This window comes from Aeromonas sp. 600527, from assembly GCF_049175415.1.
Classification (GTDB): domain Bacteria; phylum Pseudomonadota; class Gammaproteobacteria; order Enterobacterales; family Aeromonadaceae; genus Aeromonas; species Aeromonas veronii_A.
Window position 1 is genome coordinate 88,148 of sequence record NZ_JAAKVA010000010.1, and the last position, 22,560, is coordinate 110,707.

The following is a 22,560-nucleotide window of genomic DNA, read 5'->3' on the forward strand; positions in this document are numbered from 1 at the left end:
GAAGAAAAAAACCTAACCCCGGCTGGCACTGAGAAAGCGTGCGGGGTTGACCTGACGACCGTCTTTCAACACTTCGTAATGCAAATGGACACCGGTCGCACGACCGGTACGTCCCATCAAGGCAATCTTCTGACCCTGATCAACCATGGTGCCCACCTCGACCAGCAACCTGGAGTTGTGGGCATAGCGGGTGACAAGGCCATTGCCGTGATTAATCTCCACCATATTGCCAAATTCCGGATGACGGCCCGCCCAGCTGACAATGCCAGGCCCGGTGGCCAGAATCGGGGTTCCGGGTTTGCCACGGAAATCGACCCCTTTGTGCATCTTGGCACGCCCGTTGAACGGATCGACCCGTCCACCAAACCCGGACGAGACCCAAACTCGCTCTTGTTTGACTGGCGTGCCGGAAATAAAACCGGCATCGGTGATATGGTGATTCATGATGAAAGATTCAAGTACCGACAGCTGCTCTTCACGGCTGCTGAGCTGCTGGCTGAGGTGTTTCATCGAGGCTTGCAGCTCGTTGAGGCTCACTTCCAGATCTTCATCATAAGAAGGTCCGCCCATGGGGGGCAGCTCTTTGAAATTGAACTCGTCGGGGTCGAGATCGGCCTGCTCGGTCAATCGTTCGCCGAGGGCATTGAGACGGCCAAGCTGGCCTTGCATGGTGCCCACCTGAGCAGCCAACATTGCCAACTGTTCACGGGCTTCGTCGCCACTCTGGTCGACGGACTGTTGCTCGGCAACGGCAAGCGCTACTTCCAGCGCCTCCATTTTCTGGTGCCAACTCTGCCAAAGCCAACCACCACCAAGTGCCAACAGGGAGAGGAGAATACCGCCGACCCAGGCCAGACGTTGTTTGGGCAGGTGCAACTTGCGTCGCTGCTTGCCGTGGAGGATCAGGGTAATGCTCATAGAAATCAGTCTGCTCGGTCAGGTGCGGCCAAGAGCCTGCACGGGAAATAAAACCGGGAGATAATCGGTATTAAAGGATGGAGTAAACAAATGACGGAACGTCGGTGCGGAGAGAGGACCGACGTTCCGTTGCATAGCTATCAGGCCAGAACCAGACCGTTATCGTAGTAAGCGATAGGCGCTTTGTCGCCCTCACCCTCGAAGGTCACCAGTTCCCAAGCCTCCTGCTCGGCCAGCAAGGCACGCAGCAGTTTGTTGTTCAGGGCATGTCCGGTCTTGTAGGCACGGAACTCACCGATGATGCTGCGGTTACACATATAGAGGTCACCGATCGCGTCCAGCATCTTGTGCTTGACGAACTCGTCCTCATAACGCAAACCGTCTTCGTTCAGCACCCGATAGTCATCCAGTACCACGGCGTTTTCCAGGCTTCCGCCCAGCGCCAGGTTCTGGGAACGCAGGTACTCGATATCACGCATGAACCCGAAGGTACGGGCACGGCTGATCTCTTTCACGAAGGAAGCACCGGAGAAGTCCAGTACGCAACGCTGATTGCGCCCTTCAAAGACCGGATGCTGGAAGTCGATCTCGAGATCCATTTTGAAGCCGTTGCGATAGGGGTGGAATTCCGCCCACTTGTCGCCGTCTTCAACCCGGATGCTCTTCTTGATCCGCACAAACTGCTTGGCCGCATTTTGCTCACGGATCCCGACTTCCTGCAGCAGGTAGATAAAGGGATGCGCACTGCCATCCATCACCGGGATCTCGGGCGCGTCAACCTCGACATAGAGGTTGTCGATCCCCATCCCAGCCAGCGCGGCGGAGAGGTGCTCAATGGTAGAGACCCGGACACCGGCTTCGTTGACCAGAGCGGTACAGAGCACGGTATCGCGCACCTGATCGGCATTGGCTGGCAGCTCCACCACAGGATTCAGATCGGTACGCAAGTAAACGATCCCTGTGTTCACAGGTGCCGGACGGAATGTCATGGTGACTTTCCGGCCCGAATGCAGGCCGACACCAGTCGCCTGTACACTCGTTTTCAAGGTTCTTTGTCTAATCATGGGTGTACCCTAAACAGCTTAAAATCCTGACCAGATGGTCGTTGGCAGGCCATCTTAGCACATTCCTTAAGCAACAGACAAACAAGCCTCATCAGAGGCTTAGTCTGCCTGCTTGCGCAGGAACGCCGGAATATCCAGATAATCCGGTTCACGACGGGCTTGCGGCTCGGCGTTGACCACCTTGGCCGGCGCTTCGTCCATCACGCGGCCTTGCATCATGTCACTGACCAGCGGCTGACGCACCGGGCGCTCTTGCACCTGGCTGCTCTTGACTAGCGTGATGTCCGGCTTGCGCTCGGCACCGATACCGGTCGCAACCACGGTCACACGCAGTTCGTCGTGCATTTCCGGATCGATTACGGTACCCACTACCACAGTGGCGTTCTCGGAAGCGAAGGCCTTGACCGCGTTACCCACGGTTTCGAACTCTTCAATGGTCATGTCCATGCCAGCAGTGATGTTGACCAGGATGCCGCGGGCACCGGCCAGATCCACATCTTCCAGCAGCGGGCTGGAGATGGCTTTCTCGGCCGCTTCTTCGGCACGGTCATCACCGGAGGCAGAACCGGTACCCATCATGGCGGTACCCATTTCGCGCATCACGGTACGTACGTCCGCGAAGTCGACGTTGATCAAGCCCGGACGGGTGATCAGCTCGGCAATGCCCTGTACCGCACCAAGCAGTACATCGTTGGCAGCCTTGAAGGCGTCCAGCAGGGAGATACCGCGACCCAGCACCTTCAGCAACTTGTCGTTGGGGATGGTGATCAGGGAGTCAACATTTTTGGAGAGCTCTTCGATACCGTGCGCGGCGAAGCCCATCCGCTTCTTCCCTTCGAAGGAGAACGGCTTGGTCACTACAGCAACGGTCAGGATGCCCATCTCGCGCGCCACTTCGGCCACGATCGGCGCAGCACCGGTACCGGTACCCCCCCCCATACCAGCGGCGATAAACACCATGTCGGAACCGGTCAGCAGCTCACGCAGTGCTTCGCGATCTTCCATGGCCGCATCACGACCCACTTCGGGATTGGCACCCGCCCCCAGACCCTTGGTAATACCACTACCGATCTGCAGGGTGGTGTTGGCACTGGAGTTACGCAGTGCCTGGGCGTCGGTGTTGACGGTGATGAACTCGACACCTTCGATGTTTTGACGAACCATGTGTTCGACAGCGTTGCCGCCGCCGCCACCTACACCGATCACTTTAATGACGGCTTCGTCAGTGTGGCTATCCATAAATTCAAACATGTTGTCTCTCCGCTTTATTTGCCTGACTCAGCAAAATTCTTAGAACTCGCCACGCAGCCAGTTGCTGACCCGTTTGACCAGGCCACCGACGCTTGCCTTGGCGGCATATTCTTTGTTGCTACCTGTTGCCTGATGGGTACGGCCATACTGCAGCAACCCGACTGCGGTCGAGTACACCGGTGCCTGCACGTAATCACTCAGACCACGAATATTCATGGGCTCCCCTACCCTGACCTGACACTGGAAGATCTGCTCTGCACACTCCACAATGCCTTCAATCTGGGCAGCGCCGCCGGTCAAGACCACACCGGCTGCCAGCTGATGCTTGACACCCTGCGCTTTCAACTCGCTTTGTACCCGCACCAGCTCATCATTCACCATGGAGAGCAACTCGGTGTAACGGGGCTCAATCACTTCAGCCAGTGTCTGCCGCTGCAGGCTGCGCGCCGGACGGCCGCCGACACTGGGCACTTCAATATTGTCTTCCTTGCTGACCAGACGACCGAGGGCACAGCCGTAGCGCACCTTGATCGCTTCTGCGTCGAGCGGCGGCGTACCGAAGGCGTAGGCGATGTCGCTGGTTACAGTGCTGCCAGCGTACGGGATCACCTTGGTGTGGCGCAGTGCGCCGCCGGTAAACAGCGACATGTCCATAGTGCCGCCACCGATGTCCACCACGCAGACCCCCAGCTCTTTCTCGTCTTCAGTCAACACTGCGTAGCTGGATGCCAGCGCGGAGAAGATCAGTTGATCGACCCGCAGCCCTACCTTCTCGACACACTTCTCGATGTTGCGAGCCATGTCGTTATGGCAGGTGATGAGATGCACCTTGGCCGCCATCCGCACGCCGGAGAGGCCGACCGGATTCTTGATCCCTTCCTGATAGTCGATGGCAAACTCCTGGGGCAGCACGTGCAGCACACGCAGCTCGTCGGAGAGGCGAACCGACTTGGCGGTGTGGATCACGTTGTCCACATCCTCCTGGGTCACCTCCTCATCGGAGATGGGCACCATGCCGGTCTCGTTGCGGCAGTCGATATGCTTGCCGGACAACCCCAGATAAACCGAGCTGATCTGGCAATCCGCCATCATCTCGGCCTCTTCCACCGCACGGCGCAGTGACTTGACCACGGAATCGAGGTCGTTGACCCCTCCCTTCTCCATCCCGCGGGAGGCGTGACTGCCCATACCGATGACGTTCAGTTCACCGTCCGGCAATACTTCCCCGACCAGAACCGCCACCTTGGTTGTGCCGATATCCAGTCCGACAATCAAATTCCTATCTGCGGTGTTGGTCATGCACTTTCTCTTCGCTCTTCTTCCAGCCAACTGCCACACCGGTATCGTATCGAAGATCCACATACGCAACCTGCGAACGGGGTTCGATAACCGGGAAGGCATCGATAAACCGCTGCAACCTGAGCGCTATGTCGTTACGCCCCAGAAACAGCTTGATATTGCCATCCAGGGTCAGTTCCCAGGCATGGCGGGGGGTCAGATTCACCCCCAACAACTTGTATCCCTTGGCCGCCAGCTGCGCTTCGTACTGCCGACTCTCTTTCAACACCATGGCGGCCTGGTCATCCGGCCCAGACAACTGCAACAGCGATGTCTTGACCCGATCCGGCGCACTGAACACCTTGCCCTTGGTGTTGACGAAGCGGTTGCCATTCCAGCGCGCCGCCACATCCTGTTCCGTCAGGTAAACCTTGATCTTGTTCGGCCACTTCTTGCGTACCGATACCGAGGCTACCCATGGCAAGGCATTAAGCCGTGCCTGCAATTCGTTGACATCCAACTCGAAGAAGTTGCGTGACTCGGCACCATCCAGCACGGCCAGTCGCAGCTCTTCGGTTTCCAGATACTGGTGTTGCCCCTGCAGCAACAGCTCGCTCATGGGCAACCGGTTGGCATCTGTCAGCCAACCTTTAACATCCAGCGCAGTCCGGTAGCAGCCCCATATCACCAGCAGGAAAAACATCACGCCTACGATGAAGCCGCCCTTGGTGCGCCCCTGTGCCCTTGCCTCCACCCGCTCGATCCCCGTGTAACGCGCTAAACCGGCCTTTTGACAGACCGGTTCGCCATTATATAGGCCCCGGCTTGGCGGTCAAAATACTCATTGGGCCCTCAGGCACCAGATTTCATGCTATCTATGCGCAATTTCATTTCGCCGAGACGACGGGCAAGTGCCCCAACGTTCCCCGCCCCCTGAGTCAGCACCAAATCCCCCTCACCAATCAAGTCGGCCAGCACGACAGGTACGTCATCTGGCGTGGCGACGAAGATGGGTTCCAGGTTGCCACGCGAGCGAATGGAGCGGCACAGAGCCCGTCCATCAGCCCCCGGGATCGGATCCTCACCGGCAGCATAAACCTCCAGCATCACCAGTACATCTACCTTGGAGAGCACATCTGCGAAGTCCTCGTAGAGGTCTCGGGTGCGGGTATAACGGTGCGGCTGGAACACCATTACCAGACGCTTCTCGGGCCAACCGGCACGAGCAGCGTTGATGGTGACCTTCACTTCGCTCGGGTGGTGACCGTAATCATCCACCAGCATGACCTTGCCGCGCCCGGTTTCGAACTCGCCATACTGCTGGAAGCGACGGCCAACCCCTTCAAACTTGGCCAGCGCACGGATGATGGCCTCGTCGCTAACCCCGTCTTCAGTCGCGACAGCTATCGCCGCGGCAGCGTTCAAGGCATTGTGGATCCCCGGCAAGTTGAGGGTAACCTGCAGTTCGCCCGCCTCTTTGCGACGCACCCGGAAGCTGCTGTGGTTGGTGGTCTGGACAAAATCCAATACCTGCACATCAGCGTCGTCAGAGAGACCATAAGTCAAGGTCGGACGAGCAATCTCCGGCAACATACCACGGATCACCGGATCATCGATGCAGACTACCGCCAGCCCGTAGAAAGGCAGGTTGTGCAGAAACTCGATGAATGTGGCCTTCAGCTTGGAGAAATCACCGCCGTAGGTGTCCATGTGATCCGCTTCGATATTGGTCACGATAGAGACCATCGGTTGCAGATGCAGGAAGGAGGCGTCACTTTCGTCTGCTTCGGCAATCAGATAGCGGCTGCTGCCCAGACGGGCATTGGTGCCGGCACTGTTGAGCAAGCCACCGATAACGAAGGTCGGATCGCGGTCGGCTTCGGCATAGATGCTCGCCACCAGACTGGTGGTGGTGGTCTTGCCGTGGGTGCCGGCAATGGCGATGCCGTGACGGAAACGCATCAACTCAGCCAACATCTCGGCGCGACGCACCACCGGGATACGTAGCTCGCGGGCAGCCAGCAGCTCCGGGTTGTCCTGTTTGATGGCGGTGGAGACCACCACCACGCTGGCGCCCTCGACGTGCACGGCACTATGACCGACAAAAATGTGGGCGCCCAGTCCTGCCAACCGTTCGGTCACTGCATTGCGACCCAAGTCAGAACCTGTCACCTGATACCCTTCGTTGGCAAGCACTTCGGCGATTCCGCCCATACCAGCACCACCGATGCCGATAAAGTGGATGCGACGCACGCGGCGCATTTCGGGGATCACAGTACGCAGTTTTGCCAGTTCAACCTTGGTCATAATCGTCTCTTTAGTCTGCCGCAGGCAATGTGCCGTCAAAGCGCGGCTGCACGGCGGCATCAATACATACAGGTACAAGGCTGCACGGTGTCACCGCTGCAACCTTGCTCATCAATCTTTACCACTCTGCCCACTGGCGAGCTGTTTGCACTCATCTGCAACCCGCTCGGCCGCATCTGTGATGGCAACGCGACGAGCCGCTTTCGCCATGTTAAACAGGGTCTCCCGGCGACCAGCCAGCCAGGTCAGGCGTGCCGCGAGTGAGGTTGTGTTCAGCTCGGACTGGGGCAGGAACTCGGCCGCACCGCCGTCGACCAGGGTCAAGGCGTTACGGGTCTGGTGATCATCCACCGCATGGGGGAGCGGCACGAAAATGGCTGCTACCCCGGCGGCGGCCACCTCGGATACCGTCAGTGCTCCCGCCCGGCAGACCACCAGATCTGCCCAGGCGTAGGCGCCAGCCATATCCTTGATAAATTCACTCACCTCGGCATTGATACCGTGCTGGGCATAGGCAGCAGATACTGTCTCGGCATTGCCCTTGCCACACTGGTGACGCACCTCGATAGGCACACCAGCCGCAGCAACTGCAGCGGGTACCTGCTGGTTGAGCACGCGGGCACCCAGGCTACCACCAACGATCAGCAGATGCAGCGGCTCGGCTTCGCTGCGCAGCTGCGGATCCGGCAGGGCAACCACTTCGGGACGCACCGGATTGCCGACCACAGCGGTGCGGCGGCTCGGCGCGAAGGCGCCCGGAAATGCCATCAGCACCCGCTTGGCAATACGCGCCAGCAGCTTGTTAGTCATGCCTGCAGCAGCATTCTGCTCATGGAGCAGCAACGGGATACCAGAGAACCAGGCAGCCACGCCCCCTGGACCGGAGGCAAAGCCCCCCATACCGAGCACTACATCAGGGCGAACGGTCTTGAGCACCTGACGCGCCTGCAAGATGGATTTGACGATACGATAGGGCGCCATCAGCAGTCGCTTGATGCCGTTGCCACGCACCCCCTGAATATCGATAAAGGAGATGGGATAACCATGGGCGGGCACCAGCTCCGCCTCCATCCGGTCCGCCGTCCCCAGCCAGTGGACAGTCCAGCCCTGCTCCCTCAGTCGATCAGCCACGGCCAGACCGGGAAAGACATGCCCCCCGGTACCACCTGCCATCACCAACAGCGTCTTGCTCACTAAACCTCCCGCACCCGCGCCTGGGCAGTCGCCTGACGCAACTCAAAATCGATTCGAATCAACATGCTCACCGCCACTGTCATGATGATGAGACTCGAGCCACCGTAACTGACCAGCGGCAGGGTCAAGCCCTTGGTCGGCATCATGCCGCTGGCCGCGCCGACGTTGACGAAAGTCTGGAAACTGAACCAGATGCCGATACCGATAGCCAGATAGCCATCATAAAGGCGGTCGGCTTGCAGGGCGCGATGCCCCAGCTTCAACGCCTTGATCGCCAACGCAAAGATGAGACACAGGGCGCCCAGTACCCCAACGTAACCCAGCTCTTCGCCGAGGATCGCAAACACAAAGTCGGTATGCGCTTCCGGCAGGTACTCCATCTTCTGGATGGAGTTGCCGAGCCCCTCGCCAAACCAGCTGCCACGGCCAAACGCCATCAGCGATTGGGTCAACTGGTAGCCACTGCCAAACGGATCGGCCCAGGGATCCATAAAAGAGGTCACCCGACGCATCCGGTAGGGCTCGACGATGATCAGCATGATCACCCCGCCAAGACCGCCACCGATGAGGATCATGAACTGCCACAGTTTGGCGCCAGCCAGAAACAGCATGCCGAACGAGGTGACGAACATCACCACGGTCGACCCCAGATCCGGTTGCAACAGCAGCAAGATCGCCAGCACCCCGAATACCGCCAGGGGTTTCAGGAAGCCAAGCCAGGCTTCACGCACCTCGTTCTGACGCCGCACCAGATAACCGGCCAGATAGACGAATAGCGCCAGCTTGCCAAACTCGGCCGGCTGCAGGTTGAAGGGGCCCAGTGGCAGCCAACGCACCGCACCGTTGACATTGCGCCCGACCACCAGCACCAGCACCAGCAGCAGAATGGCCAGCAACAGCATGGGTCCGTTGTACTCCTGCCAGCGCGCCATCGGCACCTGCAACACAAACCAGGAGATACCGAGCGCCATCACCAGAAACATTGCGTGACGCTTCACAAACATGAAGGGATCATCCCCCAGGGAGATCCCCTCCGGGATCGAAGCTGATGCCACGATCACCACCCCGACCGCCATCAGGGAGAGCGCCAGCAACACCAACTGCCGGTCATAGAGGCCGGCAGGGCGCGCCGGCAATAGCCAGCGCTGGAACAGACCTGCGGCTGCGCGAAGGGCATTCATAGCGCCATCACCATCTCGGTAAAGCGATCGCCACGCACCTCGAACGACTTGAACTGATCCAGGCTGGCACAGGCTGGCGCCAGCAGCACCCAGTCACCGGGCTTGGCATCGGCCGCCGCTTTGGCAACCGCAGCGGCCAGGTCGGCCACCCGTTCGGTCTGCTCGCCCAGCGCCAGCAGCACCTCGGCATCCTGACCGAAGCAGTACATGTGATCGATCTGGTTGCCCAGCAGCGCCTGGATCGGGCCAAAGTCCTGCCCCTTGCCCTGACCACCGGCCAGCAGCAACAGGCGCCCCTTGACCGATTCACGGACACCGGCAACGGCAGCTAGCGTAGCTCCCACGTTGGTGGCTTTGGAGTCGTTGATCCAGCGCACCCCGTTCACTTCGCGCACGAAACGGGCACGGTGGGGCAAGCCTTCAAAGCGGCGCAGCACGGTGAGCTGGGCAGCGCGGGGAATGCCGACCGCATCGCACAGCGCCATGGCGGCCAGCGCGTTGGCCTGATTGTGTGCGCCGACGATCTTCATCTCGTCCACCGCCAGCAGCGGCTCGCCGTGCAGGGTCAACCAGTAGCGGCCATCCAGCAGGCAGCGGCCATAGCCATTGCAGTCAAGACCAAAGCTCTGCCACACCTGACCCACATCGGGCAAAGTCTGGGGATCGTCGCGATTGACCAGAATGTGTTTGGAGTGCTGATGGATCTCCATCTTGGCGGCACGGTAGTCGGCCATACCCTGATAGCGATCCATGTGATCTTCAGAGAGGTTCAGCACCACAGAGGCGGCAGCACACAGGCTGTGAGTGGTCTCCAGCTGGAAGCTGGAGAGCTCCAGTACGCAGAGATCCATCGGCTGCTTGAGCAGCTCCAGCGCAGGCGTGCCGATATTGCCGCCCACGCCCACCTTGAGCCCGGCTTCGGCAATCATCTCACCCACCAGAGTAGTGACTGTGCTCTTGCCATTGGAACCTGTGATGGCGATGACCGGTGTCTCAGTCTCGCGAACGAACAACTCTATATCGCCGACTATCTGTACACCACACTCGGCAGCCGCTTTCAATTCAGGGGTAGCCAGGGCAATGCCCGGACTCGCTACAATCATGTGCGCCTGTTTGAGTCGCTCACCATCCAGCCCGTGAATGAGTTCCACCTCGGCAGGCAGTTGATCCTTGCCGGGCGGGTTGGCGCGAGTGTCCATCACCAGCGGGGTGACACCACGGCCGAGGAAGTAGTCGACGCAGGAGAGTCCGGTTTTGCCGAGTCCGATAACGATGACCATAGCCTTACCTCACCTTCAGGGTGGCAAGACCCAGCAGTACCAGCACGAGGGTGATAATCCAGAAACGCACGATAACGCGCGGCTCCGGCCAGCCCTTCTTCTCGTAGTGGTGATGGATCGGCGCCATGCGGAAGATCCGCACGCCGCGCAGCTTGTAAGACCCCACCTGCAGAATCACCGAGACGGTCTCCATCACAAAGACACCGCCCATGATCACCAGCAGGAACTCCTGGCGTACCAGAACGGCGATAGTGCCAAGCGCGCCGCCCAGTGCCAGGGAACCAACGTCCCCCATGAAGACCTGTGCCGGATAGGTGTTGAACCAGAGAAAGCCCAGACCTGCCCCGACGATGGCAGTACAGACGATCACCAGCTCGGAGGTATAGGGCACATAGGGGATATGCAAGTAGCTGGCAAAATTGACGTTACCGGTGGCCCAGGCGATCAGGGCGAAGCCCCCCGCCACCATCACGGTCGGCATGATGGCCAGACCATCCAGACCATCGGTCAGGTTGACCGCATTGGAGGTGCCAACGATGACAAAATAGGTGAGCAGGATAAACATCAGACCAAGCTGCGGCATCACATCCTTGAGGAAGGGCACCACCAGCTGGGTCTGGCCATCATGAGTGGCCGTGGCGTAGAGGAAGACTGCCACTCCAAGCGCAACCGCAGACTGCCAGAAGTACTTCCAGCGGGCGATCAGGCCGTCGGTATTCTTGCGCACCACCTTGAGGTAGTCGTCGGCAAAGCCGATGGCACCATAGGCTCCCAGCACAAACAGCACCAGCCAGACATAGGGGTTGTCGAGGCGGCACCAGAGCAGCACAGACGTGAAAATCGCAGCAATGATCATCAGGCCACCCATGGTCGGGGTGCCCCGCTTGCTGAGGTGGGACTCGGGACCATCGTTGCGAATCACCTGACCGAATTTCAGGATCTGCAGGCGACGGATCAGGCGTGGCCCCATCCAGAGGGCAACCCCCAGTCCGGTGATGATCGACAGGATGGCGCGAAACGTCAGGTAGGAGAAGACGTTGAAGAAGGTGAAGTGCGGGGTGAGCAGTTCGGCCAGCCAGACTAGCATGTGGCTGACTCCTGACGGTCTTTGACCATCTCGACGATATCTTCCATGCGGGAGCCACGGGCGCCCTTGACCAGAATTGAAATTTCCCGATGTGTATCAATCATATGAGCAAGCACTTCAAACAACGACGCCTTGTTATCGAAATGTCGGCCAACCGCGGCATCTGCGGTATGACGACTATGTTCCCCCACTGTCAGCACGGCATCCAGGCCGCACTCGCGGGCATGACGGCCAACCCGGGCATGTTGCTCGGCAGACTCCTCACCCAGTTCCCGCATGTCGCCAAACACCAGCACCTTGAAGCCACTCATGGCGGTCAGGGCATCGATGCCCGCCAGCACCGACTCCACGCTGGCATTGTAGGTATCATCCACCAGATTCAGACCGCCCCAGCGCTGGACGCAGAAGCGCCCCTTGACCGGCGCCATCTGTTCCAGCCCCGCCTTGACGGAGTCGAGGGATGCGCCGAGGGCCAGACAGCCCGCGGCGGCAGCCAGCGCATTGGCCACGTTGTGGCGACCCGGGATCGCCAGAGTCAGGCTCAGCTCACCCTGCGGGGTCACCATCACGAACTCGGCGCAGCCTTGTTCGTTGAGCACAAGGTTGCGCGCGTGGAACGGCTGGCTCTGATCTTCGATGGAGAAGGCGCAGCGAATGCCACGCTCACGCCACTTCGGCCAGAATTCGTTGTCGGCATTGACGATGGCGGTACCGCCTGCGCTCAAGCCTTCAAAAATTTCGCTCTTGGCGTGGTAGATCCCCTCAAGCGAGCCGAAGCCCTCAAGATGGGCAGCTGCAACGTTGTTGATGATGGCGGCATCGGGTTTGGCCAGCGAGGTGGTCCAGGCGATCTCGCCCTTGTGGTTGGCGCCCAGCTCCATCACTGCAAACTGGTGTTGCGGCTCGAGGCGCAGCAGGGTGAGCGGCACGCCCACCTCATTGTTGAAGTTGCCGGCGGTGGCCAGCACCTCTCCTTCATGACGCAGGATGGCGGTCGCCATCTCCTTCACCGTGGTCTTGCCGCAGCTGCCGGTGATAGCCAGCACTTTCGGGTTGATGCGCTCACGCACCAGTTTGCCGAGCCGGCCCAGCCCTTTGAGGCTGTCCGCCACCACCAGCTGGGGGATGGCCAGAGGCAGTTCGCGCTCGACCAGCAGGGCAGAGGCCCCTGCCACCAGCGCCTGATCGCAAAAGTCGTGGGCATCGAAGCGCTCACCGCGCAGTGCAACAAACAGAGCACCAGCACCCAGAGTACGGGTATCGGTGCTGACAGCGGTGATCTCGCCATCTTCGCCAATCAGACGGGCATCAAGTACCTGCGCCAGCTCGGCAAGCCTGAGGGTCATCATTTGAATGACTCCAATAATGTGTGCAAGGCGGCCGCGACGGTTTCCCGGTCGCTGTAGTGCCGCTTGTCGGTTCCTATGATTTGATAATCCTCGTGGCCTTTACCGGCCACCAGGATGATGTCCTGTTTGTTCGCCTGACCGATGGCAAGCGAGATCGCCTTGACCCGATCGTGCTCGACCTGCACCGCAGCAGGATCGCGAAGCCCCGCCACCATGTCGGCCATGATCCGGGCCGGGTCTTCGGTACGGGGATTGTCGTCAGTCAGGATCACGCGATCCGCATACTGCTCAGCCATGGCTGCCATCATGGGACGCTTGCCGCGATCCCGATCGCCACCACAGCCAATCAGGCACCAGAGCTGACCTGCACAGTGCACACGCAGTGCCTGCAATGCCTTCTCCAGCGCATCCGGGGTATGGGCATAATCGACCACCGCCAGCGGCGTAACTCCACCGCCAAAACACTCCATGCGACCGGTCACCGGCTGCAATTGAGGTGCTGTCGCCAACAGCTCGTGGAAGTCATAGCCGAGCACCAGCATCACGCCCATCGCCGCCAGCACATTGCTGACGTTGAAGCGGCCGAGCAAGGGGGCGGATAATACACCATTCCCCCAGCTGGAGTTAATCTGCGCGCGAAAACCTTGCTGGTGAAAATCGAGCTGCTGCGCCGTTAATTGACGGCCGGAATGGTGTTCAATCGGGCCATTCACACTGAAAGCCACCGCTGCCGGGTATTTTTCGAGCCACTTGGCACCCAATGCATCATCCCGGTTGATCACCGCATTCGACTCATCGACCAGTTGCAGCAGCTGCTCCTTGGCCGCGCCATAGGCTTCCATGGTGCCGTGGTAGTCGAGGTGATCCCGGCTCAGGTTGGTAAAGACAGCTGCGGAAAAGGGCAGCGCGGCGACACGGTGCTGCACCAGACCATGGCTGGAGACCTCCATCGCCACCAGATCCGCCCCCTGCTCTTGCAGCGCAGCCAGATTGGCTTGTACCTGCACGGCGCTGCCAGTGGTATTTTCCGCTTCGATCAGATGGCCAAACAGGCCGTTGCCGATGGTGCCCATCACCCCGGCCTTACCACCCAGCAGGGTGCGCCAGTTGGCGACCAGCAATGCAGTGGTGCTCTTGCCGTTGGTACCGGTGATCCCGACCAGCTCCAGTTTTCTCGCTGGCTGGTCGTAGAAATACCCGGCAAGCGCAGAGAGATGAGCGGGCAGATCCCGCATCCCGATACAGGGAGTCGAGGTTGCTGGCGCAACAAATTCACCATCCTCCTCAAACACAACAGCGGTCGCTCCCTGAGCCACCGCCTGTTCGATGAAACGTCTACCATCCACTTGATGGCCACGGATGGCCACGAAAAGCGTGCCGGGCCTGACCCGCCGACTGTCAAGCTGAATATCGGTCAGAGTGAGCGCCGGCGCCTGGATACCGAAGGGGCGCAGTAATGCATCAAGTGCGCGGGACAAGAGGAGCCTCCGTACGGGCAAGTTTGGCGGGCACCGCTGTGGGCACCGCATCAGGACGAATATTGAAGAGTTGCAGTACCCCGCCCATGGCCTCTGCAAACGGTGGGGTCGCCACGGCACCGCCATAGTAGGCACTGCCTTTTGGCTCGTTAATCACAACTACCATGACGAAACGGGGATTACTGGCAGGGGCAAAACCGGCAAACCAGGCCATGTAATCCTTGCCGTAGCCTCCGGCAACGGCGACCTTGGCGGTACCACTCTTGCCACCGACCCGATAACCCGGGATCTTGGCTTTTGGAATGGCGTTGTCGACTACGTACTCCAGCGCCTGCAGCATGGCGGAGGCGTTGTTGTGATCGATCACCTGCTCACCCTTGGGCGGCGTGGTCACCTTGACGATGGAGATGGGCACTCGCTTGCCCTTGTTGGCTAGGGTGGCGTAGGCGGAAGCCAGTTGCAGCGGGGTAACCCGCAGACCATAACCAAATGAAAGGGTCGCCCGCTCGATATCGGACCAGCGCCGACGCTGAGGCAACATACCACCGCTCTCGCCCATCAGTCCGCTGCCGGTATCCATGCCGAAACCGAACATACTGAGGGTGTTGATCATCTCTTGGGCCGGCATCCGTAGCGCGATGCGCGACATGCCAATGTTGGAGGAGTAGCGCAGGATATCGTAAAGGTTGGTCGCCTTGTGAATACTGACGTCCTTGATCTGCTTGGCACCGATAAAGAGCGGACCACCGGGAATGAAATCCTTCCAGCTGGTGACACCCGCCTGCAAGGCACTTAGCAAAATCAGCGGCTTGACTGTGGAGCCCGGCTCGTAGGTATCGGTCACCACCCGGTTGCGCACCCGGAAACTCTGATACTGGCCGCGGTTGTTCGGGTTATAGGAGGGGGTATTGACCATGGCGAGCACTTCGCCGGTCTTGATATCCAGCATCACCATCGAGCCTGACGTTGCCTTGTTCTCGTCGGTTGCGCGTTTGAGCGCCCGATAGGCCAGAGCCTGTACCCGCTGATCGATGCTGAGCTGCAGATCGTTGGCGTTCTTGCCCTCTTTAACGATGCCAAGACGCTCGATGACCCGACCCTGCCGATCCTTGCGCACCCGCATCTCGCCAGGCGTCGCCGTCAGCCACTCGTTGTAGCTGCGCTCGATCCCCTCGATCCCGTTGCCATCGATGTTGGTTACCCCCACCAGGTGGGCGCTGATCTCGCCGGTTGGGTAGAAGCGGCGTGACTCGGGACGCAGATAGACACCACCCAGCTTGAGCCCCTTGATGTATTCGGAGACAGCGGGCGTCACCTGACGCTGCAGATAGACGAAGCGCTTGCTGGGGTTAGCAATACGCTGCTTGAGGGTATTGATGTCGATTTTGAGAACAGCGGAGAGCGCCATCCAGGCGCGCTCGTTGTGAATCGCACCAGACTCGTGCACCGTCTTGGGATCGGCCCAGACCGCCTCGACCGGAACGGAAACAGCCAGCTGTTCACCGTTGCGATCGGTGATCATACCGCGCACAGCCTGGGTGGAGGTGGTACGCAGGGAGCGCATGTCCCCCTCCTGCCGCAGGCGGTCAGGGTTGATCACCTGGATCCAGGCCAAGCGCAGGATCAGCCCAACGAATGCAATGCCGATGAATACGACCAGCGTGCGAAAGCGCCACGGATAGATTGAGGGCGCTTTGACGTTCGCTTTGGCAGCTTTGGCTGTAGCCTTGCGTTTCATGGCAGGGTAATTACCTTCTCGGTGGTCACCAGAGGGCGACCCATTTGTAACTTGTCCATCGCCAGAGTGGCCACCCGGGAGTGTTCCGCCAGGGTGCCCTGCTCCAGCAGGAGGTGACGCCATTCGATATTGAGGCGATCCTCTTCGGCCATCAGGTCGTTCTGTTTGGCAGTCAGGCCGCGCGTCATGTTGGTCACCAGGATCACGGCAAACGCAGTCACCAGCACGGCGACTGACAACAGGATCTGCAGCTTGTGCCGCCAGAGATCGGCAACGATCTCCTTGGCCAGGTGGACACGCACTTCGCTCATCGCTTACTCCGCCAGACGCTCGGCGACCCGCAGCACAGAGCTGCGCGACCGGCTGTTTTCAGATACTTCATGATCAGAAGGCTTGAGCGCCTTGCCGACCGACTTCAATTTGCGACCGCCAGCCAGCTGGGCCTCGGTCAACGGAATGCCGTAGGGTACTTCCGGCCCCTTCTCGTGCTTGCGAATAAAATGCTTCACCAAGCGATCTTCCAGCGAATGGAAGCTGATCACCGACAGACGGCCGTGCGGCGCCAACACTTCCAGCGCGCCGTTCAACGCGGTTTCGATCTCCTCCAGCTCGCTGTTGATATAGATGCGGATGGCCTGGAAGCTGCGGGTCGCCGCATGCTTGCCCTTCTCCTTGCTCGGATTGACTCGGGCAATCATCTCCGCCAGTTGACGGGTACGCACATAAGGCTCGGTCACGCGGTCATGAACGATGGCGCGGGCGATCTTCTTGGCAAAACGCTCCTCACCGAAGGTCTTCAGCACCCAGGCAATGTCATCCACATCGGCCTTGGCCAGCCACTCGGCGGCGCTCTGGCCGGAAGTAGGGTCCATCCGCATATCAAGCGGACCGTCTTTCATAAAGCTGAAGCCACGCTCGGCGTCATCCAGTTGGGGTGAAGAGACCCCCAGATCCAGCAGGAAGCCATCCACCTTGCCTAGTAAACCGCGCTCATCCAGATAGGAGGCGATGCCGGAGAAGGGGCCGCGCACGATTTCGAAACGGGGATCCTGGATCTTGGCCGCTTCGGCAATCGCCTGGGGATCGCGGTCGATGGCGATCAGGCGGCCGTTAGGGCCAAGGTGTTGCAGGATCAGACGAGAATGACCACCACGGCCAAAAGTGCCGTCGACATAGATTCCGTCCGGCTTGATGGCCAGACCTTCAACGGCTTCGTGCAGCAGCACTGTGATGTGTTCAGCGGCTTGGGTCATTTATAAAGAGAAATCCTGTAGTCGTGGTGAGCTTGCCCAATCGTCCTCGGGCAGACCCAAGATGTCGTCATTGACCTGTTGCTGCCAGCGGGCTTCATCCCACAGCTCAAATTTGTTGAGCTGGCCCACCAGCATGATCTTCTTGTCCAGCCCAGCATGGTTGCGCAGTGGCTGGCTGAGCAACAGACGGCCATTGCCATCCAGCTCGCATTCGGTTGCATGTCCCAGCAGCAGTCGCTGCAAACGGCGTTCTTGCGGATTCATGCTGGAGAGGGTCTTGAGCTTGCGCTCGACCTCTTCCCATTCATTCAGGGGATAGAGCAGCAGACAGGGATGGGCAATATCGATGGTGCAGACCAGCTGGCCGTCGCTTTCGTCGCGCAGCCAATCACGGAATTTGGTCGGAATAGCCAGCCGCCCTTTACTGTCCAGGCTGATGGCATGAGCGCCACGCAACAAATTGCAGTCCCTGAAGGTGAGTGAGCAGGCAGATTGCCCCTCTAAAAACCACTTTGATCCACTTTTCCCCACCTTGAAGTTTAAGGACGTGCAGGGGGCTTTTCAAGCAAGGAGATGGGGCAGAGGGAACATATTGACGCAGCAATTGCATACTGCGGATTGAGTGGGTTGATTTTCCACAAGTTATTTGGCGTTAAACTCTGGTGATTAATTGAAATAAATGAATGGACTGAGAACACACACAATATGCGGGTGCGAACAACCATCCTGGGTTCTGTCACCATCTATCGCTACCATCGTGCTAAATACGAAACTATTCGATTGATTTAAAACATATAATTTCATTCAAAATGACAAGGCCGAAAATATCCTGCCAACGAAGCCATATTTGCTCATGCATAAAAAAGAGCCCCGCGATAAATCGCGGGGCTCTTCGGAATGAAGTCGGAGTCGGCCTGTAAGCCGGGTTCTGTACCGGGTTACCCCGGGTAGCAATCATTCCTCTAGGCCAGCAATCGCTCGCTGGCTCAAGCAACCTACCCGCCCCCAACGCGGGCCGCGCCAATAGGGGCCTATTTGGTCTTGCTTCGGGTGGAGTTTACCGTGCCACGAACTGTTGCCAGTCGCGCGGTGCGCTCTTACCGCACCCTTTCACCCTTACCTGATCCCTTGCGGGCCATCGGCGGTCTGCTCTCTGTTGCACTGGTCGTAGGCTCACGCCCCCCAGGCGTTACCTGGCACCCTGCCCTGTGAAGCCCGGACTTTCCTCCCCTCCGCCCGTCTGTCCCGAGGGACACAACGACGAAGCAGCGATTGCCCAGCCAACTCCGAGGCGCGGATTATAGCCTTGCGATACGCACGGGGTAAACCGGCAATTCCCGTTTACAGCCATTTATCGCGTTTTGGCCCCCCGTTTACAAGGTGAATGCTCGCAGATACAGAGGAGCGTGCTGGTCATAAAACAGTCTGGCGGCCTATTCCACCGACTCAATAGTGCTCGAGACCGTATTTGTAGAGGGCATTCTTCTTCACGCCGTGGATCTCGGCGGTCAGGGCGGCCGCTTTTTTCAGTGGCAACTCGGCCACCAGCAGACCCAGAGTACGGATCGCCTCGGCTGGCAGATCCTCTTCATCTTTGGCGGCGCCAGCCACCACCAGCACGATCTCTCCGCGGCAGCGGTTGTCATCCTCGCCAAGCCAGGTCAGCATTTCGGAGGCTGGCAGACCGTGGATCGACTCGAAGGTCTTGGTCAGCTCACGGCACACCACCACCTGACGCTCGCCGAGAATGCGAGCAATCGCTTCTACTGTATCCTGCACACGCCGCGGCGATTCGTAAAACACCAGCGAGCGGGTGTCTTCGATAACGGCTTGCAGACGATCATCCCGACCCTTGCTCTTGGCGGGCAAGAAGCCTTCAAACGCAAAGCGATCGGTGGGCAGACCGGCCGCGCTCAGAGCAGTGATAGCGGCACAGGGGCCGGGCAACGGGACCACCTTGACCCCGGCCTCACGACAGCGGGTGACCAAGTGATAACCAGGATCACTGATAAGCGGAGTGCCGGCATCGGAGACCAGCGCAACACTCTTGCCCTCTTTGATCCGACCGATCAGTACATCGGCCTTCTGCTGCTCGTTGTGATCGTGCAGGGCGAAGGTCGGTACCGAGATTTGGTAGTGACTGAGCAGGATACCGGTATGGCGAGTATCTTCGGCTGCCACCAGATCGACACTGCGTAAAATGTCCAATGCACGCTGGGTAATGTCCGCCAGATTGCCGATCGGAGTGGGGACTATATACAGGGTTGGGATGTCACTCATGGGATCTCCGAGTGCCCCGACAATTGTGTCGCCATATTGGCCCGTTTACACTATGGGGAACTTCAACACTGGTCGGGGAATGAACTTGAACCGGGTTACAAAGCAGCTAAGTGTATCACGACTCTTCGGCATCATACTCGCGGCAGTACTGCTCGCCGCCTGTGCGTCGGAGCCCAATCAACCGTCAGGGCAGTCAGGCATGCCCTCTGCGTTCTCCAATCTGACCAAGAATGCCCAGTGGTATCTTGAGCAGGTGGACCCGGCCAAGCCGGCCGAGGCCTTTACCTGGCAGATGCTGGCGGCACGCAGCTATCTGGCGCTGGGCCAGGCCAAACCGGCCTCGGCACTGTTCCAGCAATTGCAGAAGCAGGCCAAGGATCCCGTTCAGAAGGCGCAGTTGCAACTGCTGCAAGCCCATCTGTTGCTGGCGCAGGGCCACGCCAATCAGGCGCTGATCCTGCTGGAAGGCAAACCCGAGGTGGTGCTGGATGCCGATACCCAGAAGGATTGGTATCGCCAGCGCGTGGTGCTGCAGCTCGACATCCACAACAAGTTTGGCGCAGCCAAGTCGTTGATTGCACTGGAGCCCTACCTCAATCAGAGCGAGCAGGCCACCAACCATCAGCAAATCTGGTCGTTGCTCAAAAGCATGACCCCCTCCACCCTGCAAGCACTGGAAGAGGCTCCGGCCCCTGATGTGACCACCGGCTGGTTGCGACTGGCGGCACTGGTCAACGAGTTTGGCGCCCAGCCGAACCTGCTGGCCCGCCAACTGGCAGGCTGGAAGCGCGACTTCCCCAACCATCCAGCCCAGAAGGATATGCCGGCAGGATTGGGCGATCTTGCTGCCACTGCCAGCACCTCGGTGCAACAGATCGCTGTGCTGCTGCCCCTCTCCGGCAATCTGGAGCCGCAGGGCGCCGCCATCCGTAACGGTATGCTGATGTCTTATAAGGAAAATCAGGGGCAATTCACCCTGAACTTCTACGACACCCAGAGCAAGTCGACCGGCGACCTTTATAAGCAGGCGATTCAGGAAGGGGCAGACATGATCATCGGCCCGCTGCTGAAAGACCGGGTCGAGGAGCTGCTCAAGGCCAATCCGACCGTGCCGGTACTGGCGCTCAACGAGCTGGACAAGCCGGTCGTCAACGACACCACCTACTACTTCTCCCTCTCTGCCGCCGCAGATGCCGCGCAGGCAGCCCAGTACCTCTACACCCAGGGCTACCGCAAACCGCTGCTAATCGCTGCCCAGGGGCGGATCGGTTACAACAGTATCAAGGCGTTCGAGCAGAGCTGGGCCACTCTCAGCCAGGATAAGCCGGTCGTTGCCACCTTCGGTGCCCGCAACGAAGTACAGGGAATGGTCAAGAATGCCCTGAGCGGCCGCTCTACCGCCCGTGCTGGTGAGGTAGTGCAACTCTCTGATGCCGCACCACGCAGCATCGACGCCGTTTATGTGGTGGCCAACAGCCTGGAAACCCGGATGATCAAGCCCTATGTGGATGTCTCGGTCAATCCGATGGGCAGCCTGCCCATCTACACCAGCTCCCGTGGCTACGACAGCGCCGCCACCGAGGTCGCCTCCGAGCTCAACGGCATGCATATCGCCGATATGCCGCTGCTGCTTGGCGGCTACGAGAAACAGCGCGAGCAGATCGCTCTGCTCTGGCCGCAGACCCAGGGTGACCTGCTGCGTCTGTTTGCCATGGGCTACGATGCCGTCAGCCTGGCTGAGAACCTCCAGCAGATGCGCAAGGTAGGTGGCATGCAGCAGGCCGGCATGAGCGGTCAGCTGAGCGTGGATGCCCAGGGCAATATCGTGCGGATGCTGAGCTGGGGTACTTACCAGAACGGCAAACTGGTCGACGAGAACGCCGTTCAGCAACTGGAGGAGCCCTCCAATGAAGGAACTATGGAAACGGATGCGCCAGCAGTTGCCGAGCCTGTTCCCCTCACCAACGAGCAAGGGACAGCACTTTGAACAAGTCGCTGAACGCTGGTTGCAGGCACAGGGCCTGCAACCGGTAGCTCGCAACTACCGCTGTCGTGGCGGTGAAATAGATCTCATCATGCACCAGGGCCAGACCCTGGTGTTTGTTGAGGTGCGCTACCGGGCCACCGGCAGCCATGGCGGGGCCGCCAGCTCGGTCACCCACAGCAAACAGCGCAAGATCATGCTGGCAGCGCGCCACTATTTGAAGCAACATGCCATCAACGAGGCCAATCAGGCCTGCCGATTCGATGTGATTGCGTTCGAGGGTGACCAGCCAGCCTGGATCCAGAACGCATTTTAAGAGGACCCTATGACTGACCGCATCAAAGAGAACTACACCGAAAGCATCCAGACCAAGATAGCCGCCGCCGAGGCGCTGCCGGATGCCATCCATACTGCAGCCCAGATGATCACCATCTGCCTGCTCAATGGCCACAAGGTGCTGGCATGCGGTAACGGTCCTTCTGCCGCACTGGCGCAGCTGTTTATCTCCGAGCTGGTCAACTGCTACGAGACCCAGCGCCCCTCCCTGCCCGGTATGGCCCTGACCCCGGACATGGCGACCATCAGCGCCATCGCCACCGACCACGGTTTTGAAGAGGTCTACGCCAAGCAGATCCGCGCACTGGGCCAGCCTGGCGACATTCTGGTGGTCATCACCACCACGGGCAACAGCCGAAGCCTGATCAAGGCGGCCGAGGCTGCTCTCTCCCGCGACATGACCATTGTTGTACTGAGCGGCGGCGACGGTGGCGAGATGGCTGGCTTACTGGGGCCAAACGATGTGGAGATCCGAGTACCCTCTGCCCGCCGCCCCCGCATTCTTGAGGTCAACCTGTTGACCCTGCACTGTCTGTGTGATCTCATCGACCAGACTCTTTTCCCGCAACAGGAAGATTGAAA

The 22,560-nt window shown here is 59.5% G+C and carries 20 protein-coding genes and 1 other RNA gene; 3 read left to right on the forward strand and 18 right to left on the reverse strand.

Going from position 1 to position 22,560, the window contains the following annotated elements; translation table 11 throughout:
* Positions 1-12: 12 nt before the first annotated feature.
* The 18 genes from G5154_RS13570 to rsmI all read right to left on the reverse strand — a co-directional run bounded on the left by G5154_RS13570 (position 13) and on the right by rsmI (position 19,658).
* The gene (locus G5154_RS13570; RefSeq protein ID WP_367949402.1) at positions 13-822 is read right to left on the reverse strand and encodes a peptidoglycan DD-metalloendopeptidase family protein; all 810 of its coding nucleotides are present in this window, start codon (positions 820-822) and stop codon (positions 13-15) included.
* Positions 823-1,058: 236 nt separating this feature from the next.
* The gene (gene lpxC / locus G5154_RS13575) at positions 1,059-1,982 is read right to left on the reverse strand and encodes a UDP-3-O-acyl-N-acetylglucosamine deacetylase (RefSeq protein WP_005336146.1); all 924 of its coding nucleotides are present in this window, start codon (positions 1,980-1,982) and stop codon (positions 1,059-1,061) included.
* Between the two features lie 99 nt (positions 1,983-2,081).
* On the reverse strand, positions 2,082-3,233 hold the full coding sequence (ftsZ, locus tag G5154_RS13580; protein ID WP_005341691.1) for a cell division protein FtsZ: 1,152 nt from the start codon (positions 3,231-3,233) through the stop codon (positions 2,082-2,084).
* 39 nt (positions 3,234-3,272) lie between these two features.
* On the reverse strand, positions 3,273-4,532 hold the full coding sequence (gene ftsA, locus G5154_RS13585; protein WP_005341694.1) for a cell division protein FtsA: 1,260 nt from the start codon (positions 4,530-4,532) through the stop codon (positions 3,273-3,275).
* Positions 4,513-5,265, reverse strand: a complete 753-nt coding sequence (locus tag G5154_RS13590; protein ID WP_005341696.1) for a cell division protein FtsQ/DivIB — start codon at positions 5,263-5,265, stop codon at positions 4,513-4,515. The genes ftsA and G5154_RS13590 overlap by 20 nt, the downstream gene beginning before the upstream one ends.
* Positions 5,266-5,363: 98 nt before the next feature.
* On the reverse strand, positions 5,364-6,818 hold the full coding sequence (gene murC, locus G5154_RS13595; RefSeq protein WP_421251076.1) for a UDP-N-acetylmuramate--L-alanine ligase: 1,455 nt from the start codon (positions 6,816-6,818) through the stop codon (positions 5,364-5,366).
* Between the two features lie 111 nt (positions 6,819-6,929).
* The gene (gene murG / locus G5154_RS13600) at positions 6,930-8,012 is read right to left on the reverse strand and encodes an undecaprenyldiphospho-muramoylpentapeptide beta-N-acetylglucosaminyltransferase (RefSeq protein WP_421244520.1); all 1,083 of its coding nucleotides are present in this window, start codon (positions 8,010-8,012) and stop codon (positions 6,930-6,932) included.
* Positions 8,012-9,193: a cell division protein FtsW gene (gene ftsW / locus G5154_RS13605; protein WP_005341699.1), complete on the reverse strand. Its 1,182-nt coding sequence runs from the start codon at positions 9,191-9,193 to the stop codon at positions 8,012-8,014. Before ftsW ends, murG begins: the two co-directional genes overlap by 1 nt.
* The gene (murD, locus tag G5154_RS13610) at positions 9,190-10,473 is read right to left on the reverse strand and encodes a UDP-N-acetylmuramoyl-L-alanine--D-glutamate ligase (RefSeq protein WP_421251077.1); all 1,284 of its coding nucleotides are present in this window, start codon (positions 10,471-10,473) and stop codon (positions 9,190-9,192) included. Before murD ends, ftsW begins: the two co-directional genes overlap by 4 nt.
* Positions 10,474-10,477: 4 nt before the next feature.
* Positions 10,478-11,560, reverse strand: a complete 1,083-nt coding sequence (gene mraY / locus G5154_RS13615; protein ID WP_421251078.1) for a phospho-N-acetylmuramoyl-pentapeptide-transferase — start codon at positions 11,558-11,560, stop codon at positions 10,478-10,480.
* Positions 11,554-12,909 (reverse strand): UDP-N-acetylmuramoyl-tripeptide--D-alanyl-D-alanine ligase, encoded by a 1,356-nt coding sequence (locus G5154_RS13620; protein ID WP_421251079.1) that lies wholly within the window; start codon positions 12,907-12,909, stop codon positions 11,554-11,556. The genes mraY and G5154_RS13620 overlap by 7 nt, the downstream gene beginning before the upstream one ends.
* On the reverse strand, positions 12,906-14,438 hold the full coding sequence (murE, locus tag G5154_RS13625; RefSeq protein WP_421251080.1) for a UDP-N-acetylmuramoyl-L-alanyl-D-glutamate--2,6-diaminopimelate ligase: 1,533 nt from the start codon (positions 14,436-14,438) through the stop codon (positions 12,906-12,908). The genes G5154_RS13620 and murE overlap by 4 nt, the downstream gene beginning before the upstream one ends.
* The gene (locus tag G5154_RS13630) at positions 14,371-16,125 is read right to left on the reverse strand and encodes a peptidoglycan glycosyltransferase FtsI (RefSeq protein WP_005341706.1); all 1,755 of its coding nucleotides are present in this window, start codon (positions 16,123-16,125) and stop codon (positions 14,371-14,373) included. The genes murE and G5154_RS13630 overlap by 68 nt, the downstream gene beginning before the upstream one ends.
* A complete protein-coding gene (gene ftsL / locus G5154_RS13635) occupies positions 16,122-16,436 on the reverse strand; it encodes a cell division protein FtsL (protein ID WP_005341708.1) in 315 nt (104 codons plus the stop codon). The genes G5154_RS13630 and ftsL overlap by 4 nt, the downstream gene beginning before the upstream one ends.
* A 3-nt stretch (positions 16,437-16,439) precedes the next feature.
* Complete coding sequence (gene rsmH, locus G5154_RS13640; RefSeq protein WP_421251081.1) at positions 16,440-17,378, reverse strand: 16S rRNA (cytosine(1402)-N(4))-methyltransferase RsmH; 939 nt, start codon at positions 17,376-17,378, stop codon at positions 16,440-16,442.
* On the reverse strand, positions 17,379-17,837 hold the full coding sequence (gene mraZ / locus G5154_RS13645) for a division/cell wall cluster transcriptional repressor MraZ (protein WP_216979974.1): 459 nt from the start codon (positions 17,835-17,837) through the stop codon (positions 17,379-17,381).
* Positions 17,838-18,279: 442 nt separating this feature from the next.
* Positions 18,280-18,666: RNase P RNA component class A (rnpB, locus tag G5154_RS13650), an RNA gene on the reverse strand.
* A 158-nt stretch (positions 18,667-18,824) separates the two neighbouring features.
* On the reverse strand, positions 18,825-19,658 hold the full coding sequence (rsmI, locus tag G5154_RS13655; RefSeq protein WP_005341712.1) for a 16S rRNA (cytidine(1402)-2'-O)-methyltransferase: 834 nt from the start codon (positions 19,656-19,658) through the stop codon (positions 18,825-18,827).
* Positions 19,659-19,857: 199 nt separating this feature from the next.
* Here rsmI and G5154_RS13660 point away from each other — a divergent pair, with 199 nt between their 5' ends.
* Genes G5154_RS13660 through G5154_RS13670 form a run of 3 tightly spaced genes read left to right on the forward strand, consistent with a single transcriptional unit; the run spans position 19,858 to position 22,558 of the window.
* Positions 19,858-21,645: a penicillin-binding protein activator gene (locus tag G5154_RS13660; RefSeq protein WP_421251082.1), complete on the forward strand. Its 1,788-nt coding sequence runs from the start codon at positions 19,858-19,860 to the stop codon at positions 21,643-21,645.
* Positions 21,587-21,958 carry a YraN family protein gene (locus tag G5154_RS13665; protein ID WP_322112865.1) on the forward strand — a complete coding sequence of 124 codons (372 nt, stop codon included), beginning with the start codon at positions 21,587-21,589 and terminating at the stop codon, positions 21,956-21,958. The genes G5154_RS13660 and G5154_RS13665 overlap by 59 nt, the downstream gene beginning before the upstream one ends.
* Before the next feature lie 9 nt (positions 21,959-21,967).
* The gene (locus tag G5154_RS13670) at positions 21,968-22,558 is read left to right on the forward strand and encodes a D-sedoheptulose-7-phosphate isomerase (protein ID WP_005341724.1); all 591 of its coding nucleotides are present in this window, start codon (positions 21,968-21,970) and stop codon (positions 22,556-22,558) included.
* The last annotated feature ends 2 nt before the right edge of the window (positions 22,559-22,560 follow it).